The sequence below is a fragment of the Sphaerotilus sp. genome (assembly GCF_013299175.1).
Taxonomy (GTDB): Bacteria; Pseudomonadota; Gammaproteobacteria; order Burkholderiales; family Burkholderiaceae_C; genus Sphaerotilus.
Genome location: NZ_JAAFKF010000073.1, coordinates 1 through 21,230, shown reverse-complemented (window position 1 = coordinate 21,230; position 21,230 = coordinate 1). Strand labels below are relative to the sequence as shown.

Annotated in this window: 16 protein-coding genes; 9 read left to right on the top strand and 7 right to left on the bottom strand. The window is 67.3% G+C overall.

Features of this window, described 5'->3' with window-relative positions:
- Positions 1-123: 123 nt before the first annotated feature.
- Entirely contained in the window at positions 124-1,602 is a 1,479-nt protein-coding gene (gene nusA, locus QZW52_RS13130; RefSeq protein WP_293999572.1) for a transcription termination factor NusA, read from the bottom strand.
- Complete coding sequence (rimP, locus tag QZW52_RS13125) at positions 1,599-2,147, bottom strand: ribosome maturation factor RimP (RefSeq protein WP_293999569.1); 549 nt, start codon at positions 2,145-2,147, stop codon at positions 1,599-1,601. Before rimP ends, nusA begins: the two co-directional genes overlap by 4 nt.
- 281 nt (positions 2,148-2,428) lie before the next feature.
- Between rimP and fabI the strand changes: the two genes are divergently transcribed.
- From fabI to QZW52_RS13085, 8 genes are all read left to right on the top strand, one after another.
- A complete protein-coding gene (fabI, locus tag QZW52_RS13120) occupies positions 2,429-3,217 on the top strand; it encodes an enoyl-ACP reductase FabI (RefSeq protein ID WP_293999566.1) in 789 nt (262 codons plus the stop codon).
- 14 nt (positions 3,218-3,231) lie between these two features.
- Positions 3,232-3,927: a response regulator transcription factor gene (locus tag QZW52_RS13115; protein WP_293999564.1), complete on the top strand. Its 696-nt coding sequence runs from the start codon at positions 3,232-3,234 to the stop codon at positions 3,925-3,927.
- 47 nt (positions 3,928-3,974) lie between these two features.
- A complete protein-coding gene (locus QZW52_RS13110; protein ID WP_293999561.1) occupies positions 3,975-5,465 on the top strand; it encodes a sensor histidine kinase in 1,491 nt (496 codons plus the stop codon).
- Positions 5,466-5,553: 88 nt separating this feature from the next.
- Entirely contained in the window at positions 5,554-6,804 is a 1,251-nt protein-coding gene (locus QZW52_RS13105) for an ABC transporter substrate-binding protein (protein WP_434738335.1), read from the top strand.
- A gap of 89 nt (positions 6,805-6,893) precedes the next feature.
- The gene (locus QZW52_RS13100; RefSeq protein ID WP_293999556.1) at positions 6,894-7,781 is read left to right on the top strand and encodes a carbohydrate ABC transporter permease; all 888 of its coding nucleotides are present in this window, start codon (positions 6,894-6,896) and stop codon (positions 7,779-7,781) included.
- A 14-nt stretch (positions 7,782-7,795) separates the two neighbouring features.
- Positions 7,796-8,647: a carbohydrate ABC transporter permease gene (locus tag QZW52_RS13095; protein ID WP_293999552.1), complete on the top strand. Its 852-nt coding sequence runs from the start codon at positions 7,796-7,798 to the stop codon at positions 8,645-8,647.
- Positions 8,648-8,663: 16 nt separating this feature from the next.
- Positions 8,664-9,734, top strand: coding sequence for an ABC transporter ATP-binding protein (locus QZW52_RS13090; RefSeq protein ID WP_293999549.1), 1,071 nt, complete (start codon positions 8,664-8,666; stop codon positions 9,732-9,734).
- Between the two features lie 74 nt (positions 9,735-9,808).
- A complete protein-coding gene (locus QZW52_RS13085; protein WP_293999546.1) occupies positions 9,809-10,780 on the top strand; it encodes a glucokinase in 972 nt (323 codons plus the stop codon).
- Between the two features lie 99 nt (positions 10,781-10,879).
- Here the strand turns inward: QZW52_RS13085 and QZW52_RS13080 are convergent, their stop codons facing one another.
- The 5 genes from QZW52_RS13080 to smc all read right to left on the bottom strand — a co-directional run bounded on the left by QZW52_RS13080 (position 10,880) and on the right by smc (position 19,852).
- Entirely contained in the window at positions 10,880-12,202 is a 1,323-nt protein-coding gene (locus QZW52_RS13080) for a hypothetical protein (protein ID WP_293999544.1), read from the bottom strand.
- Positions 12,195-12,608, bottom strand: coding sequence for a hypothetical protein (locus QZW52_RS13075; RefSeq protein WP_293999541.1), 414 nt, complete (start codon positions 12,606-12,608; stop codon positions 12,195-12,197). Before QZW52_RS13075 ends, QZW52_RS13080 begins: the two co-directional genes overlap by 8 nt.
- Positions 12,609-12,918: 310 nt before the next feature.
- Entirely contained in the window at positions 12,919-15,090 is a 2,172-nt protein-coding gene (gene ligA, locus QZW52_RS13070; RefSeq protein WP_293999539.1) for an NAD-dependent DNA ligase LigA, read from the bottom strand.
- Between the two features lie 33 nt (positions 15,091-15,123).
- The gene (locus QZW52_RS13065) at positions 15,124-16,275 is read right to left on the bottom strand and encodes a cell division protein ZipA C-terminal FtsZ-binding domain-containing protein (protein WP_293999537.1); all 1,152 of its coding nucleotides are present in this window, start codon (positions 16,273-16,275) and stop codon (positions 15,124-15,126) included.
- A 61-nt stretch (positions 16,276-16,336) separates the two neighbouring features.
- Complete coding sequence (gene smc / locus QZW52_RS13060) at positions 16,337-19,852, bottom strand: chromosome segregation protein SMC (protein ID WP_293999534.1); 3,516 nt, start codon at positions 19,850-19,852, stop codon at positions 16,337-16,339.
- Between the two features lie 153 nt (positions 19,853-20,005).
- On the opposite strand from smc, the gene QZW52_RS13055 reads away from it, so the two are divergent.
- Positions 20,006-21,230: MFS transporter (locus QZW52_RS13055; protein WP_293999531.1), on the top strand; the 1,225-nt coding region annotated here is incomplete at its 3' end.

Here is a 21,230-nt window from a genome sequence, read left to right as displayed (position 1 = left end):
GCTCGAGCACAGTCGATACCGAACTTTTGAGTTCGGCAGCGAACTGGGCAACGGTGGTCACAGCCATGTGTTTGTTTCCTTGGGACGTGCGTCGTGTGCGGTCGGGTCGGACAGAGTGAGCGTTCAGGCGGTGAACCAGTGTTCACGGGCCTTCATGATCAGGGCCTTGGCCGCCGCTTCGTCGATGCCCGTCATCTCCGTCAGCTCATCCACGGCGAGATCGGCAAGATCATCGCGGGTGTGGACACCGCCTTCGGACAGCTTGGCGACCAGTTCGGGGGTCACCCCCTCCACATCGCGCAAGTCCTGGGTGACTTCCTCGACGCGCTCTTCCTTGGCGATTTCCATCGTCAACAGCACGTTCTTGGCGCGGGTCCGCAATTCCTGCACCGTCTCTTCGTCAAAGGATTCGATTTCCAGCATCTCCTGGAGCGGCACATACGCCACTTCTTCGAGACTGGTGAAACCTTCGGCGATCAGAATATCGGCCACCTCTTCATCCACGTCGAGCCTGTCGACGAAGAGTTTGCGGATGCCGTCGCTCTCCTGAGCTTGCTTGGCCACCGATTCCTCGGCGGTCATGATGTTGATGCGCCAGCCGGTCAGCTCGGAGGCGAGCCGCACGTTCTGGCCGCCGCGGCCGATGGCGATGGCGAGGTTTTCCTCGTCCACCACCACGTCCATGGCGTGTTTTTCCTCGTCCACCACGATCGACTGGACATTCGCCGGCGCCAGCGCACCGATCACGAATTGGGCCGGATCTTCCGACCACAGCACGATGTCCACCCGCTCGCCGGCGAGTTCATTGGTCACGCCGTTGACCCGCGAGCCGCGCACGCCGACGCAGGTGCCGATCGGATCGACCCGCTTGTCGTAGGACACGACGGCGATCTTGGCACGCGAACCCGGATCACGGGCGCAGCTCTTGATCTCCAGCAGGCCCTGCTCGATCTCGGGCACCTCCTGGCGGAACAGCTCGACCATGAAGGACGGGGCCGAACGCGACAACACGATCTGCGGGCCGCGCAGCGTGGGATCAATCTCGACCATCATGGCCCGCACGCGGTCGCCGCTGCGCAGGTTTTCCTTCGGGATCAGCTCGCTGCGCTTCAGGCGCCCTTCGACACGACCGCTCTCGATGATGAGATCGCCCTTGTCGAGACGCTTGACCGTGCCGGTGAAGATCTTGTCGCCACGCGACAGGAAATCGTTCAGCAGTTGCTCGCGCTCGGCATCGCGGATCTTCTGCAGAATGACCTGCTTGGCCGCCTGCGCGCCGATCCGGCCGATGGGCACGGACTCGACCGACTCTTCGAGGTAGTCGCCCACGTCGATGTCATCGATCTGCTCCTTGGCCTCGAAGTGCAGGATCTCGGCTTCCGCTTGCTGCAGACCCGCTTCGTCCGGCACCACATGCCAGCGGCGGAAAGTCTCGTAGGCACCCGATTCGCGGTCAATCGCGACGCGGATATCGACTTCGCCTTCATAGAGTTTCTTGGTGGCCGATGCCAGTGCCAATTCGACGGCACCAAACACGACTTCACGATCCACGTTTTTCTCACGCGAGATCGCATCCACCAGCATCAACAGTTCGCGGTTCATTCTTCGTGACCTCCGGATTCCTGTGTCGCCCCGCCCGCCGCCGCATCTCGCCGGCTGCGCCCCTTGAAATCCACCACCGGCACGAGCCGGGCATCGCGGACTTCATCGAGCACAAACCCCAGCACGTGGCTTTCCTTACCTTCATGGAAAACCAGTTCGAGACCTGCAGCAGGGTCGTCGCCCACCACGCGCAACACGCCGCGGTATTTCTTGCGCCCCTGGAAAACCACCTTCAATGTCAGATCGATTTCCGATCCGGCAAATCGCACGAAGGCGTCCAGCCGCCTGAGCGGCCGATCCAGACCCGGGGAAGACACTTCGAGCCGCTCGTATTCGCAACCCTCCACTTCCAGCACGCGCTGGAGCTGGCGGGTCACCTGCTCGCAATCTTCCACGGTAACGAATTCGCCCGGCCCGGTCGGATAAACGACACCGGGCATTCGGTCGATGTAAACGCACAGCAACCCCCGAAGGCCACGCTCGCAATCCACGAGGTCGTAGCCCAATCCGGTCACGGTGCGTTCGACAGCCTGCTGCCAATTCATCAATGCAGTACAAACGGCAGCCTCTTAGCGGCGCAACCACGGCAAACACCCAAGGGTGTCCACGTCGTCACGCCAGCCGGCTGCCGCGCTCCTTCCGGTGCCTTGCGGCGGTTCAAGCAAAAAAAATGGGCTGGATTCCTCCGCCCATTCAGCGTTTTAGCGAAAACGCGATGATACCCGACAGCGGGCACATGGGCAACCACCCTACACCGGACAGTCCAGCGCGTGCGAGAATCCGTTGCTCAGAACACTGAAACACTGATCTACCTCTCGGAGAGTCCATGGGTTTTCTCGCAGGCAAGCGCCTTTTGATCACCGGTCTGCTGTCGAATCGCTCGATCGCCTACGGCATTGCCAAGGCATGCCACCGCGAAGGCGCCGAACTGGCGTTCAGCTACGTCGGCGAGCGTTTCAAGGACCGCACCACCGAATTCGCGCAAGAGTTCGACTCGACGCTGATCTACGACTGCGATGTCGGCAGCGACGAGCAGATCCAGCGCATGTTCGACGACCTCGGTCAAGCCTGGCCCGAAGGCTTCGACGGCTTCGTCCACTCGATCGGCTTCGCGCCGCGCGAGTGCATCGCCGGCGAATTCCTCGACGGCCTGAGCCGCGAAGCCTTCCGCATCGCGCATGACATCTCCGCCTACAGCTTCCCGGCAATGGCCAAGGCTGCGCTGCCCCGCCTGCGCGAGCGCAGTGCCCTGCTGACGCTGAGTTACCTGGGTGCTGCGCGGGTCGTGCCGCACTACAACACCATGGGGCTGGCCAAGGCGTCGCTCGAAGCCAGCGTGCGCTATCTGGCGTCCAACCTCGGCCCGCAAGGCATCCGCGTCAACGGCATCTCGGCCGGCCCGATCAAGACCCTGGCCGCCAGCGGCATCAAGGACTTCGGCAAGCTCATGGCCATCTTCACGGCCAACGCCCCCCTGCGCCGGCTGGTCACGATCGACGATGTGGGCAACGTCGCCGCCTTCCTGCTGTCGGACCTGGCGGCGGGCATGACGGCGGAGATCACCTACGTGGACGGCGGCTTCAGCCACGTCATGGTCGGCTCCGCGGACGCCTGACGCCAGCCCGCCCCATGCGCGCCCTGCTCGCCGAAGACGATGCCATCCTCGCCGACGCGCTGGGCGCCAACCTGCGCTCCGCCGGCTTCGAGGTCGAGGTCGCCGACAACGGGGCGGTGGCGGAGTACCTGCTGACGCGGCAGGCGTTCGACGTGGGCATCATCGACATCGGCTTGCCGCTGGTGGACGGGTTGACGGTGGTGCAGCGGGTGCGGCTGGCCAAGCCGGGGATGCCGCTGCTCATCCTCACGGCGCTCGACGGCCTGCACAACCGCGTGGCCGGCCTGAACGCGGGCGCCGACGACTACCTCACCAAGCCCTTCGATTTCCCCGAACTCGAAGCGCGCATCCGGGCTGTCCTGCGCCGCAGCCAGCCCCCCCTCCCAGCCGGCGCGCCACCGGAGCCAGTCGATGCGCTGGTGGTCGGCCAGCTCCAGTTCGACCGCGACGCCCGCCGTGTCACGATCGCCGGACAGGCCATCGACCTCTCGCCGCGCGAATGGCTGCTGCTGGACCTGCTGCTCAGCCAACGCCGCAAGGTCATCACCAAGGAGCAGATCGCGCAGGCGTGGTCCACCGAGGTGTCCGAGAGCGGCGGCCCCAGCTCGCTGGAGGTCTACATCCACCGCCTGCGCCGCAAGCTCGAAGGCTCGGGCGTAGGCATCCGAACCGTGCGCGGACTGGGCTACCTGCTCGAAACGCAGGACTGACGGACAGCACTTCCCCGCAGCGGCCTTCGCGGCGACACTGCGCGGCCATGCTGAACCTGCTCCAACCCCTGATCCAGCGCCTGCCGGCGGTCTCGCCGGTCGGCCGCTCGCTGCGTCGGCACCTGCTGACGTGGCTGCTGCTGCCACAACTGGTGCTGTGGCTGGCGGCGGCGGCCGTGACCTACAACGTCGCCGTGCGCTATGCCGACCGCGCCAACGACCATGGCCTGTACCTGTCCTCGCGTGCGCTGGCCCGGCAGGTCAAGCCGATCGACAGCGGCCTGTTCGTGGATTTCCCGCGCGCGGCCAAGGACATCATCGAAGCCGACCCGGACGACCGCGTCTACTACATGGTCAGCAGCCCGCCGGGCGAGTTCATCCTGGGCAACCACAAGCTGCCCCCGCCCAGCGCCGCCGACGCGCTCTACCCCGACCGCCCCACCTTCTACGACGGGCAGGTGGACACACCCGGCGGCGGCAGCGTGCAGGTGCGCGTGGCGGCCATCCTGCTCGACTACGGCGAGCCAAGCCTGCAGCGGCGCATGCTGGTGCAGGTCGCCAAGAGCCGGGTCAGCCGCGAGGCCCTGGCGCGCAGCATCCTGATCGACACGGTGCTGCCCCTGTCGGTGCTGGTGCTGGCGATGTCGGCGCTGGTGTGGGCGGGGGTGCGTACCGGCTTGGCGCCGCTGGCGCGGCTGCGCGAGGCGGTCAGCGGACGCGGGCCGAACGACCTCGCGCCCATCGAACTGCAGTCCGCCCCCGAAGAGGTGCGCGATCTGGCGGTGGCGGTCAACACGCTGCTGGCCGCCGTCCATGCATCGGTGGTGGAGCAGCGCCGCTTCATCAGCGACGCCGCCCACCAGTTGCGCACCCCGCTGGCCGGCCTGAAAAGCCAGTCCGAACTCGCCCTCAAGGAAGCCACCGACCCCGCCCTGCGTGCCCGGCTCGAACGGGTGCGCGAAAGCGCAGCCCGCAGCGCCCACCTCGTCACCCAGTTGCTCACCCTGGCCCGTGCCGAGCCGGAGTCGCTGGCCACGCTCGGCCGCAGCCGCTTCGACCTGCGCCGGCTGGTGCAGGACTTGGCGGCCGAGATGGTGCCGCGGGCGCTCGGCGAAGGCATCGACCTGGGGCTGGACGGCGGAGACGCACCCGACGACGCGCCGCGGCCGCCACCCCTCACGATCGAAGGCAATGCACTGTTAATACGTGAAGCCATCGTTAATCTGATCGACAACGCGATACGCTATGCCGGGCGCGGGACGGAGATCACCGTGCGCGTGCGGCCCGACCCGGATCAGCCGGACATGGCGCTGGTGGAGGTCGATGACACCGGGCCGGGACTGCCGGTGGCACTGCACGAGCAGGTGTTCGACCGCTTCTTCCGGGGCACGAACGAGGGACGGGGCTGTGGGCTCGGGCTGGCCATCGTCAAGGAGATCGTCGAGCGGCACCGGGGCCGTGTCCGCCTGCAGTCGCTCCAGCCACACGGTCTGCGGGTCCAGGTGCGGCTGCCGCAGGAAGTCAGGGGTTTCACCTAGTGTTAATTTTTTAAAGCAATATTAATCTTCGGGTCTGTTCTCACCCACCACCGTTTTTGATCCCGGAGTGCATATGAAAAAGTTGGAGATGACCCGTCCCGCCCGCACCCTGCTGGCCCTCGTTGCCGGCCTGACCGTTGCTGGCCTGTCGCAAGCCGGTGAAGTCGAGGTGCTGCACTGGTGGACCTCGGGCGGCGAGGCCAAGGCCGCGTCCGCACTGAAGGCCACGCTGCAAGGCAAGGGCCACACCTGGAAGGACTTCGCGGTCGCCGGCGGTGGTGGCGATTCGGCCATGACCGTGCTGAAGTCGCGGGTCGTGTCGGGCAACGCCCCGGCCGCAGCCCAGATCAAGGGCCCGTCCCTGCAGGAGTGGGCCGCTGAAGGCGTGCTCGCCAACATCGACGACGTGGCCAAGGCCGAGAAGTGGGACAGCCTGCTGCCCCCGGTGGTCGCCAATGTCATGAAGTACAAGGGCAACTACATCGCCGCTCCGGTGAACGTCCACCGCGTGAACTGGCTGTGGGCCAACCCGGAAGCCTTCAAGAAGGCCGGCGCCAAGGTGCCGACCAACTGGGACGAGTTCTTCGTCGCGGCAGAAGCCCTGAAGAAGGCCGGCATCATCCCCGTCGCCCACGGCGGCCAGAACTGGCAGGACTTCACCACGTTCGAGAGCGTTGCGCTGGGCGTCGGCGGTGCCGAGTTCTACAAGAAGGCCCTCGTGCAACTGGACCAGGCTTCGCTGAAGAGCGCGACCATGGAAAAGGTGCTGACCACGTTCAAGAAGGTGCATGACTACACCGACAAGAACGCCCCGGGCCGTGACTGGAACCTGGCGACCGCGATGGTCATCAAGGGCGAAGCCGGCATGCAACTGATGGGCGACTGGGCCAAGGGCGAGTTCGTCGCCGCCGGCAAGGTGCCGGGCAAGGACTTCGTCTGCGCCGCCGCGCCGGGCACCGCCAAGTCCTTCACCTTCAACGTGGACTCGTTCGCCATGTTCAAGCTGAAGAACGACGCCAACGTCAAGGCCCAGAAGGACCTGGCCGCCGCGATCATGTCCACCGACTTCCAGGAAGTGTTCAACCTGAACAAGGGTTCGATCCCGGTTCGCCTGAACATGGACCTGAGCAAGTTCGACGACTGCGCCAAGCTGTCGTCCAAGGACTTCGTCGAGACGGCCAAGACCGGCGCGCTGGTGCCGTCCGTCGCCCACGGCATGGCGGTTCCGTCGGCCGCAGCCGGCGCGATCCAGGACGCCGTCAGCCAGTTCTGGAACAGCGACAAGATGACCGCCGCTGAAGCCATGGCCAAGATCGCCACGGCCGCACAGACCAAGTAAGTCCACCGGCAGCTCCGCGGCTGCCCACCCCCAGCCACCGGCCCTCAACCCGCCGGTGGCTTCGTTTTCACCTGCGGGACACACGACACATGGCCTCCCCTAGCGCCGCTGCGCGTCTGGACCACTGGCTGCCCCGGATCGTTCTGGCGCCCAGTTTCCTCCTCTCTTTCCTCTTCATCTACGGCCTGATCGCCTGGAACGGCTACCTGTCGGTATCCGCTTCGCGGCTGCTGCCGAACTACGAATTCATCGGCTTCCAGCAGTATGTGACGCTGTTCGCGTCGGAACGCTGGATGGTCGCGCTCAAGAACCTCGGCCTCTTCTCGACGCTGTTCATCGGCCTGTCGATGGCGGTCGGCCTGCTGCTGGCGATCCTGCTGGACCAGAAGATCCGCGCCGAAGGCGTGCTGCGGACGGTCTACCTCTACCCGATGGCCCTGAGCTTCATCGTCACGGGCACGGCGTGGAAATGGATCCTGAACCCCGGCCTGGGCATCGAGCACCTGATGCACGGCTGGGGCTTCCCGAACTTCAGCTTCGACTGGCTGGTGAACCCCGATTACGCGATCTACACCGTCGTCATCGCCGGCGTGTGGCAGAGCGCGGGCTTCGTGATGGCGCTGTTCCTGGCGGGCCTGCGCGGCATCGACGACTCCATCATCAAGGCGGCCCAGATCGACGGCGCCTCGCTGCCGCGCATCTACTGGCGCATCGTGATCCCGAGCATGCGGCCGGTGTTCTTCAGCACGCTGATGGTGCTGGCGCACATCGCCATCAAGAGCTTCGACCTCGTGATGGCGCTGACTGCAGGCGGCCCCGGTTTCGCAACCGACGTGCCGGCGACCTTCATGTACACGATGGCCTTCACCCGTGGCCAGATCGGCCTCGGCGCTGCCTCGGCGACCGTGATGCTGGCGACCGTGGCCGCGATCGTCGTGCCGTATCTCTACAGCGAGCTGCGCTCGCGTGACCGCTGAACGGGATTGACACCATGAAACACCACCTCAACCGACTGGTCCTGTGGTCCCTGCTGGGGCTGTTCGCGGTCTTCTTCCTGCTGCCGCTCTACGTCATGCTGGCCACGTCGCTCAAGGACATGGCCGAAATCCGCAATGGCAACCTGCTGTCGCTGCCGGCCGGGCTGAATTTCACCGCCTGGGGCAAAGCCTGGTCCACCGCCTGCACCGGCACCGACTGCGGCGGCCTGCAGCCCTACTTCTGGAACTCGATGTCGATGATCATCCCGGCGGTGGCGATCTCGACCACCCTGGGGGCGCTCAACGGCTATGTGCTGACGAAGTGGCGCTTCAAGGGCAGCGAGCTGCTGTTCTCCTTCATGCTGTTCGGCGTGTTCATGCCGCTGCAGGTGGTGCTGCTGCCGATGTCGCAGGTGCTGGGCTGGATCGGGCTGTCGGACTCGGTGTGGGGCCTCGTCTGCGTCCACGTCCTGATGGGGCTGGCGTCCACCACGCTGTTTTTCCGCAACTACTACCTGAGCCTGCCGGACGAGCTGATCAAGGCGGCCATGCTGGACGGCGCGGGCTTCTTCCGCATCTTCTGGCGCATCGTGCTGCCGCTGTCAGCGCCGATCCTGGTCGTCACGCTGATCTGGCAGTTCACCAACATCTGGAACGACTTCCTGTTCGGCGTCGTCTTCTCCGGCGCGGACTCCAAGCCGATCACGGTGGGCCTGAACAACCTGGCCAACACCTCCAGCTCGGTCAAGGAATACAACGTGGACATGGCCGCCGCGATGATCGCCGCGCTGCCGACGCTGTTCGTCTACGTCGTTGCTGGCAAATATTTCGTGCGTGGCCTGACCGCCGGCGCCGTCAAGGGTTAAGAGGAATTACTCCATCATGGGCGCACTTTCCATCCGCAACGTCCGCAAGAGCTACGGCGAGACGAACATCCTCAAGGGCATCGACCTGGAGATCGACAAGGGCGAGTTCCTGATCCTGGTCGGGCCGTCCGGCTGCGGCAAATCGACGCTGCTGTCGATGATCGCCGGCCTGGATTCGCCGACCTCGGGCACGATCCACATCGGTGACCGCGATGTCACACACGAGCTGCCGAAGAACCGCGACATCGCCATGGTGTTCCAGAGCTATGCGCTCTACCCGAACATGAACGTGGCCCAGAACATCGCTTTTGGTCTGGAGATGCGCAAGGTGCCGAAGCCCGAGCGCGACAAGGCCGTGGCCCGCGTGGCCAAGATGCTGCAGATCGAGCACCTGCTGCACCGCAAGCCGGGCGCGCTCTCCGGTGGTCAGCGCCAGCGTGTGGCGATGGGCCGCGCACTGGCCCGTGATCCGCTGCTGTTCCTGTTCGACGAGCCGCTGTCCAACCTCGACGCCAAGCTGCGCGTCGAGATGCGCGCCGAGATCAAGCTGCTGCACCAGCGCACCAAAACCACCACCGTCTACGTGACCCACGACCAGGTCGAAGCCATGACGCTGGGCGACCGGATCGCCGTGATGAAGGACGGCGTGGTGCTGCAGTTCGGCTCGCCGGACGACATCTACGCCCGCCCGGCCACGGTGTTCGTCGCCGAGTTCATCGGCTCGCCGGCCATGAACATGGTGCAGGCGCAGGGCAGCGCGCAAGGGGTGGTCGCCCATGGCGTGGCGCTGCCGGTCAGCGCGGCGCAGCGGGCCGCGGTCAAGCCGGGCCAGAAGCTCATCTACGGCCTGCGTCCCGAGGCGCTGAGCTTCGCGGACAGCGGCGCGACCGGCGTGGCCGGCGAGATCACGATGCTGGAGCCGACAGGTCCGGAAACCTACGTCAGCGTCCAGACCGCGGCGGGGATGCTGGTCGTGCGCGCACCGGGCAAGGTGCTGCACCAGGTCGGCGATCAGGTGAAACTCGCCTGGGGGACGCAGGACGTTCACCTGTTCGACGCCGAGAGCCAGAAGCGCCTCGCCGACTGACGGATTGCAGTAGGCGAGAAACCAGCGGCGCGCTACGATGCGCGCCGCTGCCACTTTCAGGCACCCCTCACGCGATGACCCTGCGCTCACCCTTTCCCCGCCTCGTGGCCGATGTCGGTGGCACCAACGCCCGCTTCGGCTGGATCGCCCATGACGGTGCCGCGATCGACCACGTCGCCACGCTGCCCGCCGCCGACTACGCGACGCTGGCCGACGCCGTGCGCGCCTACCTCTCGACCAGCGGTCTCGGCCAGCCGGGCTCGATGGGCATGGGCATCGCCAACCCGGTGACGGGCGACGAGCTGCGCATGACCAACCACCACTGGGGCTTCTCGATCTCGGCGATGCAGGCGGAGCTTGGCCTGCAGCGGCTGGTGGTGATCAACGATTTCACGGCACTGGCGCTGTCCCTGCCGTCGCTGCAGCCGCATGAGTTGCGGCAGGTCGGCGGTGGCGCGGCGCGTGCGCAGGCGGCGATCGCGCTGATCGGGCCGGGCACGGGGCTGGGGGTGTCGGGGCTGGTGCCGGCGGGCGGGCAGTGGGTGGCGCTGGCGGGCGAAGGCGGTCATGTCACGCTGCCGGCCACCACGGAACGCGAGGCGGCGCTGATCGCGTTGCTAGACCAGCGGTATGGCCATGCTTCTGCGGAGCGGGCCATCAGCGGCGCAGGTCTGGTGGCGCTGTATGACGCGGTCTGCACGCTCGGTGGTGCGACACCGGAGGCGCTCAGTCCGGCCGATGTCACGTCACGCGCGTTGGCCGGTACCTGCACGCGCTGCGCCGAGGCGGTGGCGCATTTCTGTGCGCTGCTGGGCAGCGTGGCGGGCAATCTGGCGCTGACGCTGGGGGCACTGGGGGGGGTCTACATCGGCGGCGGGATCGTGCCACGGCTGGGAGAGGCATTCGATCGCTCTGACTTCCGCCAGCGGTTCGAAGCCAAGGGACGCTTCCGCGACTATCTGGCGCAGATGCCGGTGTTCGTGATCGATGCCAGCGTGTCACCGGCGCTGCTGGGGGTGGCACGGGCGCTCGCTCAGGAACTCTGAAACATCCCAGCATTCAAGCAGCGAAAAGAAGCCAAAAGAAACCAAAAAAACAAAAGGGCCGCAGCGGTTGCTGCGGCCCTTTGCATGGAGGAACCGGAATCAGACCGGGTTCAGCGTGAACGCATACGTCGCGGCAGGCTCATACGGCACGATGTCCGCCGTCCATTTGCCATCTGCTGCCTGCTTGACCGTGACCCGGACAGGGAACGTCAGCTTGTCCTTCTGGATGAAACCCGGCACATCGTTGTAGTTCCAGGTTCGGGTGTACACCTCGCCGGACTTGGCGAACGCGATCTGCAAGGTCACGAAGGTCTGCACCGGGACCGGTGCGCGCACCTTGGTCACAGCCACCCAGTAGTTGCCCGTGCGCAGCTTGGTTTCGTCACAAGAAGCGTAGTAGTGCTCCGGGCCGACCGTCCGGCTGTCCGCATCCAGAAAGCCCGAGGAACCGATCAGCGTCGAGCCACCACCGCCCTTGCCCACGTCACCCGTGTCGGTGAAGTGGACATAGTCGCCAGATGGCTCGATGACCTGCAGGTCGAAGTCGTTCTGGATATCGTTGCCCGCAGCATCCTTGCCCACCGCCACCGCAGGAACCGCCCACGACAGCGTTGCCGTGAAGAAGCCCTGGTTGCTGGTGGGGGTCGGGATGTTCAGCGCCGCCATGTTGGTCGTGAGCGAAGACTGCAGCGTCGTGGCAGGCACGGCGGTGATTTCCTGCTTGACCACCGTGCTGTCGGTCGGCGATCCCAGTTTTGCGAATGCCTTGTCCGCGAACAGCATGCCCTGCGAGTAGCCCACCATCAACAGCTTCTGGCGCTCGGTGTAGAGCGCCTGGGCACGCGCCAGTTGACGCGCCGCCAGCGTGGTGTTGACCTTCAGGTCCGCATCCAGATCGGTCTTGGCCTTGGCAGCCAGGCTGGCCACGGTGGCTGGGTAGGCCGCGGTGATCGCCAGGAAGCGGGCATCCGCCGACTTCGCGGCCAGTACCGACCAGTTCTGGACATTGCCCCCAGCCATGTCCCAGAAATACTCCCAGTGCTGCGTCAGCGCGCCGTCCAGCAGCTTGCGGTATTCACCGGCCAGCCCCTGGAAACGCGATTCGGTCGTTCCGCTGGCCGTGCCCGCGGTGCTGTAGAAGGTTTCGTAGCGCACCGGCTCGGCCTTGCTCGCCTTGGTGGTGGCGGTTTCGACCACACCGGTGTACTTGCCATGGCGCGAGATGCGCAGCGCGGCGCGCTGTGCATCGGCATCCTCGGGCATCGCGAAGGTGCCGTTGTAATAGGCCACCACATAGCCACCATCCGGCTCGCAGATGGTCGATGCAGCCTGCGCGGTGCCCAGCGTGCTGGCAGCCAGGAGGGCCAGGGCGGTGCCCGTCAGCGGGCGCATGAGGGTGTGGACATTGCGGCGATCAAACACAGCCGTCTCCTTGGGGTGCGCGGGCCACCGTGTCGTTGACCAGCTCGACATACGAGAGATACGCCTTGACGCGGGCGTCGGTGTTGACGGTCACGCGGCGCAGATCGGCCACCACCTTGTAGCCAGCGTCGATCGACGCCGCCTTCTGCATGATGCATTCCACTGCATCGCTGGAGGCCAGTCGCGCGGCGCGCACCGCCACATCGTCCGTCAGCGTCAGGGTCAGCACGGTCTGGTAAGCCTTGGCCAACTGGGCCGCGGCCTTCGACACGTCCGTGGTGTAGCCCTGGGTGCCGATCCAGGTCGTCACGTCATCGCGTACACCGTCGCCGTTGGCATCCGCTCCCGCCACGGTGGTGGAGCGGTCCAGCGCCAGCAAGGCACCACCGGTTTGCAGCTTGGTCATCACGGAAGCCGTTGCTTCCGCGGGTGTCGCTGGCGTGCTGCTGCTGCCGCCTCCTCCACCGCACCCTGTCAGCACGCCCAGGGCCACCAGCCCCAGGAGTCGAGTTGTCTTGTTCAGCATCGCTTCCACGCTCTATAGGTTTAGGTTTCGTCGCACCGGGCAGTCTCACCAGATGCGCCTGCGGCACATGCATGCGCAGACGCTTTCCGGCGGATCCTTCCACCCGATGAAACACATTCTGGAACCCGCGATCTGCCGAACACACCCTTCATTCAGGTGGTCATCAATTGAACATTTGTACTATTGCCGATTAAGTCAAATCAGGTGTTGCGGACTGCGGTGCAACACCCCCGAGCAAGGCCAGCAATCCCGCCTCATCCAAGACCGACAGGCCCAGCGACTGAGCCTTTTCCAGCTTGGACCCCGCCTCGGCCCCCGCAACCACGTAGTGCGTTTTCTTCGAGACCGAACCGCTGACCTTGCCCCCCGCCGCCTCGATCAAGTCCTTGGCCGCATCCCGGCCCAAGGTCGGCAGCGTGCCGGTCAGCACCAGCGTCAGGCCCGACAGCGGCAGCACCTCGGCACTCGGCACCCCGTCGCTCTCCGGCCAGTCCACCCCGGCCGCCCGCAGCCGCTCCACCACCTCGCGGTTGTGCGGCTGGTCGAAGAAGGTGCGCAGACTCTGCGCCACCACCGGCCCGACATCGGCCACCTCGGTGAGCTGCTCGACGCTGGCGTCCACCAGGCGATCGATGCCCCCGAAATGCCGCGCCAGCGCCTTGGCCGTCGATTCACCGACGTGCCGGATGCCGAGTGCGTACAGGAAGCGCCCCAGCGTCGTGTGGCGGCTCTTCTCCAGCGCCTCGACCAGGTTCTGCGCACTGCGCTCGCCCATCCGGTCCAGCGCGGCGAGCTTGGCCACGCCCAGCGTGTACAGCTCCGGCAGCGTCCGCACGAGGCCCGCGTCCACGAGCTGCTCGACCACCTTGTCGCCCAGCCCCTCGACATCCATCGCGCGCCGACCCGCGAAGTGCAGGAGCGCCTGCTTGCGCTGCGCCGGGCAGAACAGGCCACCCGTGCAGCGCCAGTCCGCCTCCCCCTCCTCGCGCACGATGTCGCTGCCGCAGACGGGGCAATGGCCCCCCAGGCGCTGGTACAGATCGAACGGCTCGCCCACCTCCGCCGGCCGGCGCTCCAGCACCACACCCACCACCTCCGGGATCACGTCCCCCGCCCGCCGCACGATCACCGTGTCGCCCGCGCGCACATCCTTGCGGCGCGTCTCGTCCTCGTTGTGCAGCGTGGCGTTGCTCACCGTGGTGCCGCCGACGAAGACCGGCTCCAGCTTGGCCACGGGCGTGAGCTTGCCGGTGCGGCCGACCTGGATATCGATCTCGCGCACGGTGGTCATCTGCTCCTGCGCCGGGTACTTGTGCGCCACCGCCCAGCGCGGCTCGCGGCTGACAAACCCCATCTGCCGCTGCAAGGCCAGGTCGTCCACCTTGTAGACCACGCCGTCGATGTCGAAGGGCAGTTGATCCCGCTGCGCCCCCACGCGCTGGTGGAACGCGGCCAGCCCGCCAGCGCCCTCCACCACCGCCCGCTCGGCACACACCGGCAGCCCGAAGGCGTCCAGCGCGTCGAGCACGCCGCTGTGCGTGGCCGGCAAGGCCCAGCCCTGCACGTCGCCCAGCCCATAGGCGAAGAAGCTCAGCGGACGCTCCGCTGCCAGTGCCGGATCGTGTTGCCGCACCGCGCCGGCGGCGGCGTTGCGCGGGTTGACGAAGGTCTTCTCGCCCTTGTCGCCGCGGGCGATGCGCTCGCGCTGGCGTTCGTTGAGGCGGTCGAAGGCACCGCGGCGCATGTAGACCTCGCCGCGCACCTCCAGCACCGCTGGCAGCGCGCCCGCCACCTCGCCGCGTTGCCACTGCTGCAGCCGCAGTGGAATCTGGCCGATGGTGCGGATGTTCTGTGTCACGTCCTCGCCGCTTTCGCCATCGCCACGGGTGGCGGCCTGCACCAGCACACCGTCCACGTAGCGCAGGTTGATCGCCAGCCCGTCGAACTTCAGCTCGCAGGCATAGCGCAGCGGCGGCGCCTCCTCGCCCAGCCCCAGCTCACGCCGAGCACGGGCATCGAAGGCCACGGCACCCGCAGGTTCCGTGTCCGTCTCGGTGCGGATACTGAGCATCGGCACCGTGTGGCGCACCGACGCGAACCCATCGAGCACCTGCCCGAGCACGCGCTGGGTCGGTGAATCCGGGGTGCGCAACGCGGGGTGCGCAGCCTCGATGGCCTGCAGCGCCTGGAACAAGCGATCGTACTCGGCGTCGGGGATTTCCGGCGCGTCGAGCACGTAGTAGCGGTGGGCGTGGTGGTGCAGTTGCAGCCGCAGTGCAGCGGCTTGTTCCGCCGCGGCATCGGCGAGATCGGCGGGCGACGGGACTGGCGGCTGAGCGGAAAACAGATCGGTTTGCGACATGCGCGCCAGTGTAGGCGCGCCCTGTGCAGAGTTCTAGCTGAACAGGCGCCGTGTCGCAGGCGACCCGGCGGGCAAACCAAACTCGGTGAGCTTGGCGTACAGCCCGTCCAGATCCTCGCGGATCAGCGTGAAGGCTTCGGCATTGAGCGGGCGGCCCTCGTCGTCGTGGACGTTGGCATCCAGGGACATGGCCAGCGCCTGACCCGACGCACACCAGGCATTGAAGGGCTGCTCGGTCTGCGGCGTCTGCGGCACATCGAACACCAGCGCCATCTCGGCCACCCAGGACTGGTCCAGGTCGTCCGCCAACGCCGCCTGCGCATCGAACACCAGCGCCAGCACCGGCGGCGCGTCATCCCCCCGGCCCGGCAGCACCAGCCGCCCTGGCACCGGCCCGCTGACGAACCCATGCCGCGCCGCGTGCTGCTGGATCCAGCTCACCGGCCATTGGCCCTGGCTCTGGCGGGTGGTCAGGCGCATGGCGAGCTGGGCGTCGTGGTGAACGGCGATGCGGTCCAGCGCCCGCGCACGGGCCACCACGTCCAGCATGTCCGGGAACTCGGTGGCAGCCGACAGCGCATCGGCGAACCGCTGGAGGATCTGGACAAACTCCGAGTACTCGATCTCGTTGACCGCGCCCAGCCGGTTGGCGAGTTGCAGCCCCGCGCGTAATGTGCGGTAGGTGTGGCCGGCCACCGGGGTTTCCCAGACACCGGAGTCGCTGCGGCAGCCCTCGATCAGGAACGGTTTTCCGCCCGCCCGGCGGGACGGGGGCCAGTGCGCGAGCACGGCGTCCCCGCCCAAGGGCTGCTCCGGCACCAGCAAGGCCACGGCGTCGAGCAGCGCATCGATGCGCGCCACGGCGACAGGGCGGCGCGCCAGCACGTTCAGCGCCGCGGGCACATCGGCCAGCCGCTGCTCAATCGACGCAGCGCGCTCGGGGGCGGGCAAGTGGTCCAGCGGAATCGGCTCGGTCGGCGCTGAATCGGCGTCGAAGCTCGGTTCCTGGTAGGCCAGCGGCACCGCCGCGGTGGGGGTCGAGGACGGCGCGGGCGCCTCTTTGGGGGTGGGTTTGGGTGAGCGCGTCTTGCCCCCGACACGGCGGGTCTGCCAGGCGCCATGCCCGACGACTGCGGCGAGCACCAATCCGCCGACGATGGCCAGCCAAACTTGCAAAGAATTCATCGGACCTCGGGTTCCTGGTCATGGCCTGAACGGTGCGCCGCCGGCAACCCGGCACGACAGGTCACGGTAGCGCAGCCAGCGAGACGGCTGCTTCCATGTCCACCGCGACGATGCGCGACACACCCTGTTCCTGCATTGTCACGCCGATCAATTGCTCGGCCATCTCCATCGCAATTTTGTTGTGCGAAATGAAAAGAAACTGCGTTCCGGATGACATTTCGCGGACCAGACGGGCATACCGCTCGGTATTGGCGTCGTCCAGTGGCGCATCCACCTCATCGAGCAGACAGAACGGTGCCGGGTTCAGCAGGAAGATCGCGAACACCAGCGCGATCGCCGTGAGCGCCTTTTCGCCACCAGAAAGCAGGTGAATCGTCGAATTCTTCTTGCCGGGCGGCTGGGCCATGACCTGCACACCGGCATCGAGGATCTCGTCGCCCGTCATCACGAGCCGGGCTTGTCCGCCGCCAAACAGGCTCGGGAACATGCGCCCGAAACCCTCGTTGACCTGGTCGAAGGTGGCTTTCAGCAGGTCGCGGGTGTCGAGGTCGATCTTGTGGATCGCCGACTCCAGCGTCTGCATCGCCTCGGTGAGGTCGGCCACCTGCGCATCGAGAAACTGCTTGCGCTCGCGGGCGGTGCCGAGTTCGTCGAGTGCGGCCAGGTTCACGGCCCCCAGCGCGTTGATCTCCCGCTGGATGCGGTCGATCTCGCCTTGCAGCCCGTGCAGGCGCACGCCGTCCTGTTCGATGCCGGCGGCCAGCGCGTCCAGATCGACCGCTGCTGCCTGCAACTGCTCCAGGAACTGCGCCCCGCCGAGCTGCGCGGCCTGGGCTTCGAGCTGGAGCTTGGTGATCTCGTCACGCAGCGGCTGCAGGCTGCGCTCGAAGGACACCCGCTGCTCGTCGGCGCGGCGCATCTGCTGCGAGAGTTCATCCCACGCCTGCCGGGCCGCCGCCAGCGCCTGCTCGCGCTCGACCCGCAGCGCCAGCGCCTCCTGCAACCCGCCGTCGGCCGCGGCGTCGTCCAGCCCGGCGAGTTCGGCGGCGAGCTGTTCCAGGGCGCGTTCATTGACGGTGAACTGCTGCGCGGCGGTTTCGAGTCCACGCTGCAGCTCGCCACGCCGGGCCAGCAGCGCACGGGCTGCGAACTGCGCCTCCTGCGCCGTGCGCTCCAGGCTGCGCAGCTGCTCGCGGGCGTCCGCCAGACGGCGCTCGGCCGCGATCACGGCGTCTTCCAGCTCGGCGTGGCGCTCCTGCTCGGTGGCGAGTTGCAGGTCGAGTTCCTCGAAACGCGCCTCGCCGGTCATGCGGCGCTCTTCGATGTCTTCGAGCTGCGCATCGACCTCAGCCAGTTCGGCATCCAACTGGTCACGGCGGCGCGTCACCTGCTCGGCCTGCTGCGTCAGACGCAGGACTTCGACCTGCAACTGGTGCGCCCGCGTCTGGCTGTCGGCGGCGTCGCGGCGGGCGCTGGCCAGCCGCTGCGCCGCGTCGGTGCAGGCGGCTTCGGCGCGGACCAGCGCGCTGCGGGCTTCGTCGGCCATCAGGGCCTGGGCGCGGACCTGCGTTTCGAGGTTCTCGATCTCCTGCGCCCGTGCCAGCATCCCGGCCTGCGCCGAATCCGGTGCGTGGAAGCTCACCGCGTAGGCGCTCACCGCATGGCCCGCCGGCGTCAGGATCAGCTCGCCGTGCGTCAGCCGGCTGCGCAGCGCCAGAGCGTCCTCGACATTCGCCGCCGTGTAGACGCCTTCGAGCCAGTCGTTGAGCAGCGCCATCAGCCCCGGATCGCCCACGCGCAGCAGGTCGGTCAACCGCGGCAGCGTGCGGTGCGTGTTGGCGATGGCGCTGGTCGGCGGGGAATAGAAGGCGAGCTTGGCCGGCGGCGGGTCCAGATCGAAGCCGCGCACGGTCTCGATGCGGCCGACTTCCAGCGCCTGCAGCCGCTCGCGCAGGACCGACTCCAGCGCCGTCTCCCAGCCCGGCTCGATGTGGATGCGTCGCCACAGCCCCTGCAAGCCCTCCAGTCCGTGCCGCGCCAGCCAGGGCCGCAGCTTGCCCTCGGTCTGCACCTTTTCTTGCAGCGCCCGCAGCGCGTCGAGCCGCGCCGTCAGCGCCGACTGGCGGGCGGATTCGCCATTGGCCGCACTCTGCTGGCTGCGGCGCTGCTCGTCGAGCGCCGGCACAAGGTCGGACAGCTCGTGCAACCGGGCATCGGCAAGTTCCTGCACCTCCTGCGCCCGCGCAAGCTGGGCGCGCAGGTCATCGAGGCGGTGGTCGTCGGGCGTGCCGAGCTGGCGGCGTTCGGTGGACAGGCGTTCGCGGCGGGTTTGAAGCTCCCGGCTGCGTTCGTCGAGGTGGCGCGACTGCGCGGCCAGCACCTGGATCTGCTGCTGCACCTCGCTGGCGCGGGTGCGTTGCGTGGCGGCACGCTGGCTGGCCTGGCGCAGCGTGTCTTCGGCGGTGGGCAGCGCCAGTGACTGCTCCTCGACCTGCGCAGCGAGCACTTCGCCCTGCTCCTCGGCCTCGGCGAGCTGTTCGGCCAAGGTCTCCAGTTCGGCCTCGCCGTGCTCGCGGCGCAGCGTCCATTGCTGCGTCTGCGCAGCGATCTCGGCTTGCCGCTGCAACCCGCGCTGGCGAGCATCGACGACGTGGCGGATGCGCTCCTCCAGCCGGCTGACCTGCATCGACGCTTCGGCCAATGCACCCTGCGCGGCGTGCAGCGTGTCGCTGGCGTCGTAATGCGACTGGCGCAGCGATTCCTGCTCGGCCTCGACATGCCGCAACTCGGCGATCCGCGACTCCAGCGCGTTCGTCGCCGCCAGTTCGGCCAGCCGGACCCGCTCGCGCTCGCTGGTGGCATCGCGGTGTTTCAGGAACCAGAGCTGGTGCAGCTTGAGCGTGCCCGTGTCCTGCAGCGCCCGGTAGCGCAGCGCGACCGCGGCCTGCGCTTCGAGCTTGTCGAGGTTGGTCGTCAACTCGCGCAGGATGTCGTCCACGCGGGTCAGGTTCTCGCGGGTGTCCTTCAGGCGGTGCTCGGTCTCGCGGCGGCGTTCCTTGTACTTGGACACCCCCGCCGCCTCCTCCAGGAACAGCCGCAGCTCCTCCGGCCGCGACTCGATGATCTTGCTGATCGTGCCCTGGCCGATGATGGCGTAGGCGCGCGGGCCCAGACCAGTGCCGAGGAACACGTCCTGCACGTCGCGGCGGCGCACCGGCTGGTTGTTGATGTAGTAGGTGCTGCTGCCGTCGCGGGTGAGCACGCGCTTGACGGCGATCTCGGCGTACTGGTTCCACGAGCCGCCCGCCCGTCCGGCGTCGTTGCTGAAGGCGAGTTCGACGCTGGCGCGGCTGGCGGGCTTGCGGTTGCCGGAGCCGTTGAAGATCACGTCCTGCATCGACTCGCCGCGCAGCTCGCTGGCCTTGGACTCGCCCAGCACCCAGCGCACGGCGTCCATGATGTTCGACTTGCCGCAGCCGTTCGGCCCGACGACGCCGACGAGCTGGCCCGGCAACTGGAAATGCGTCGCGTCAGCGAAAGACTTGAAGCCCGAGAGCTTGATCGAATTCAGGCGCATCGCCGCGGTACCATGGTGTCTGGTGACAAGTCGTTGATTTCAATGGTGTTTTCACCCTTTTGCGGCAACGCAGGGCGGGCGCGATGATAGCACCCGGCCTGCGCCGGACTGCGAACTTGGGCACACTCTCGGGTCATCCCGAATGGACAACCGATGCCCGACACACCCTCTTCGACGTTTCCCCTGACACCGCGCCGCGAACGCGTGATGCTGCTGACCCTCGCCGCGATCCAGTTCATGAACGTCGTCGATTTCATGCTGATGATGCCGCTGGGACCGCAGCTCACGCGGATCTTCGGCATCAGCGACGCGCAATTCGGGCTGCTGATCTCCGCCTACACGCTGGCGGCGGGGGCGTCCGGGCTGGCCGCCACGACCTACATCGACCGCTTCGAGCGCCGCCGCTTGCTGCTGATCCTGTTCGCGGGGCTGGCGGTGGCGACGCTGGCGTGCGGGCTGGCGCCGACGTTTCACACGCTGATGGCGGCGCGGGTGGCGGCGGGGCTGTTCGGCGGGGTGCTGGGGTCGCTGGTGCAGACCATCGTGGCGGATGCGGTGCCGTTCGAGCGGCGCGGGGCGGCGATGGGCGTCGTGATGTCGGCGTTCTCGATGGCGACGGTGGCGGGCGTGCCGGCGTCGCTGTGGTTGGCGAACGGACATGGCTGGCACGCGCCCTTCCTTGCGCTGCCAGCGGTGTCGGTGCTGATCTGGCTGGCCGCGAGCCGACTGGTGCCGCGCATGACCGGCCACCTCGCGGCCCGCGACCGCCAGAGCAGCACGGCGCAGCAACTGCGGGCGGTGCTCGGCGTGCGCAACCACTGGCGGGCGTTCGCGCTGACGGTGCTGATGGTGTTCAGCAGCTTCACGATGATTCCCTACATCACGCTGTTCACCACCACCAACCTCGGCCTGACCCCGGCGCAGGTGCCGATGATCTACCTCGTCGGCGGTCTGGTCACGCTGATCAGCTCGCAACTGCTGGGGCAACTCGCCGACCGCTGGGGCAAGGTGCAGACGCTGCGGCTGGTGGCGCTGCTGGCCTTGGCGCCGATCCTGGCCCTGCCGCAGCTCGGGCACTGGGGCATGACCGCGCTGGCCGAGGTGCTGGTGGTGACGACGCTGTTCTTCGTGCTGGTGTCGGGGCGGATGGTGCCGGGCATGGCGCTGGTGACCTCGGCGGTCGAGCCGCGCTCGCGGGGGGCGTTCATGAGCCTGAACAACGCGATGCAGTCCGGCGCAATGGGGGTGGCGTCGCTGGTCGGCGGGCTGCTGATCTGGCGGGATGGGCAGGGACTGGTGCAGGGCTATGCGCGGGGCGGGTGGATCGCGGTGGGCTGCACGCTGGCGGTGGTGTGGCTGGTGGGGCGGCTGCAGGTGG

Coding starts and splice junctions, on each gene's coding strand:
- QZW52_RS13065 (WP_293999537.1), bottom strand. CDS start 16,275: ATGAATTCTTTGCAAGTTTGGCTGGCCATCGTCGGCGGATTGGTGCTC.
- QZW52_RS13095 (WP_293999552.1), top strand. CDS start 7,796: ATGAAACACCACCTCAACCGACTGGTCCTGTGGTCCCTGCTGGGGCTG.
- fabI (WP_293999566.1), top strand. CDS start 2,429: ATGGGTTTTCTCGCAGGCAAGCGCCTTTTGATCACCGGTCTGCTGTCG.
- QZW52_RS13085 (WP_293999546.1), top strand. CDS start 9,809: ATGACCCTGCGCTCACCCTTTCCCCGCCTCGTGGCCGATGTCGGTGGC.
- smc (WP_293999534.1), bottom strand. CDS start 19,852: ATGCGCCTGAATTCGATCAAGCTCTCGGGCTTCAAGTCTTTCGCTGAC.
- QZW52_RS13105 (WP_434738335.1), top strand. CDS start 5,554: ATGACCCGTCCCGCCCGCACCCTGCTGGCCCTCGTTGCCGGCCTGACC.
- QZW52_RS13115 (WP_293999564.1), top strand. CDS start 3,232: ATGCGCGCCCTGCTCGCCGAAGACGATGCCATCCTCGCCGACGCGCTG.
- rimP (WP_293999569.1), bottom strand. CDS start 2,147: ATGAATTGGCAGCAGGCTGTCGAACGCACCGTGACCGGATTGGGCTAC.
- nusA (WP_293999572.1), bottom strand. CDS start 1,602: ATGAACCGCGAACTGTTGATGCTGGTGGATGCGATCTCGCGTGAGAAA.
- QZW52_RS13110 (WP_293999561.1), top strand. CDS start 3,975: ATGCTGAACCTGCTCCAACCCCTGATCCAGCGCCTGCCGGCGGTCTCG.
- QZW52_RS13075 (WP_293999541.1), bottom strand. CDS start 12,608: ATGACCAAGCTGCAAACCGGTGGTGCCTTGCTGGCGCTGGACCGCTCC.
- QZW52_RS13090 (WP_293999549.1), top strand. CDS start 8,664: ATGGGCGCACTTTCCATCCGCAACGTCCGCAAGAGCTACGGCGAGACG.
- QZW52_RS13100 (WP_293999556.1), top strand. CDS start 6,894: ATGGCCTCCCCTAGCGCCGCTGCGCGTCTGGACCACTGGCTGCCCCGG.
- ligA (WP_293999539.1), bottom strand. CDS start 15,090: ATGTCGCAAACCGATCTGTTTTCCGCTCAGCCGCCAGTCCCGTCGCCC.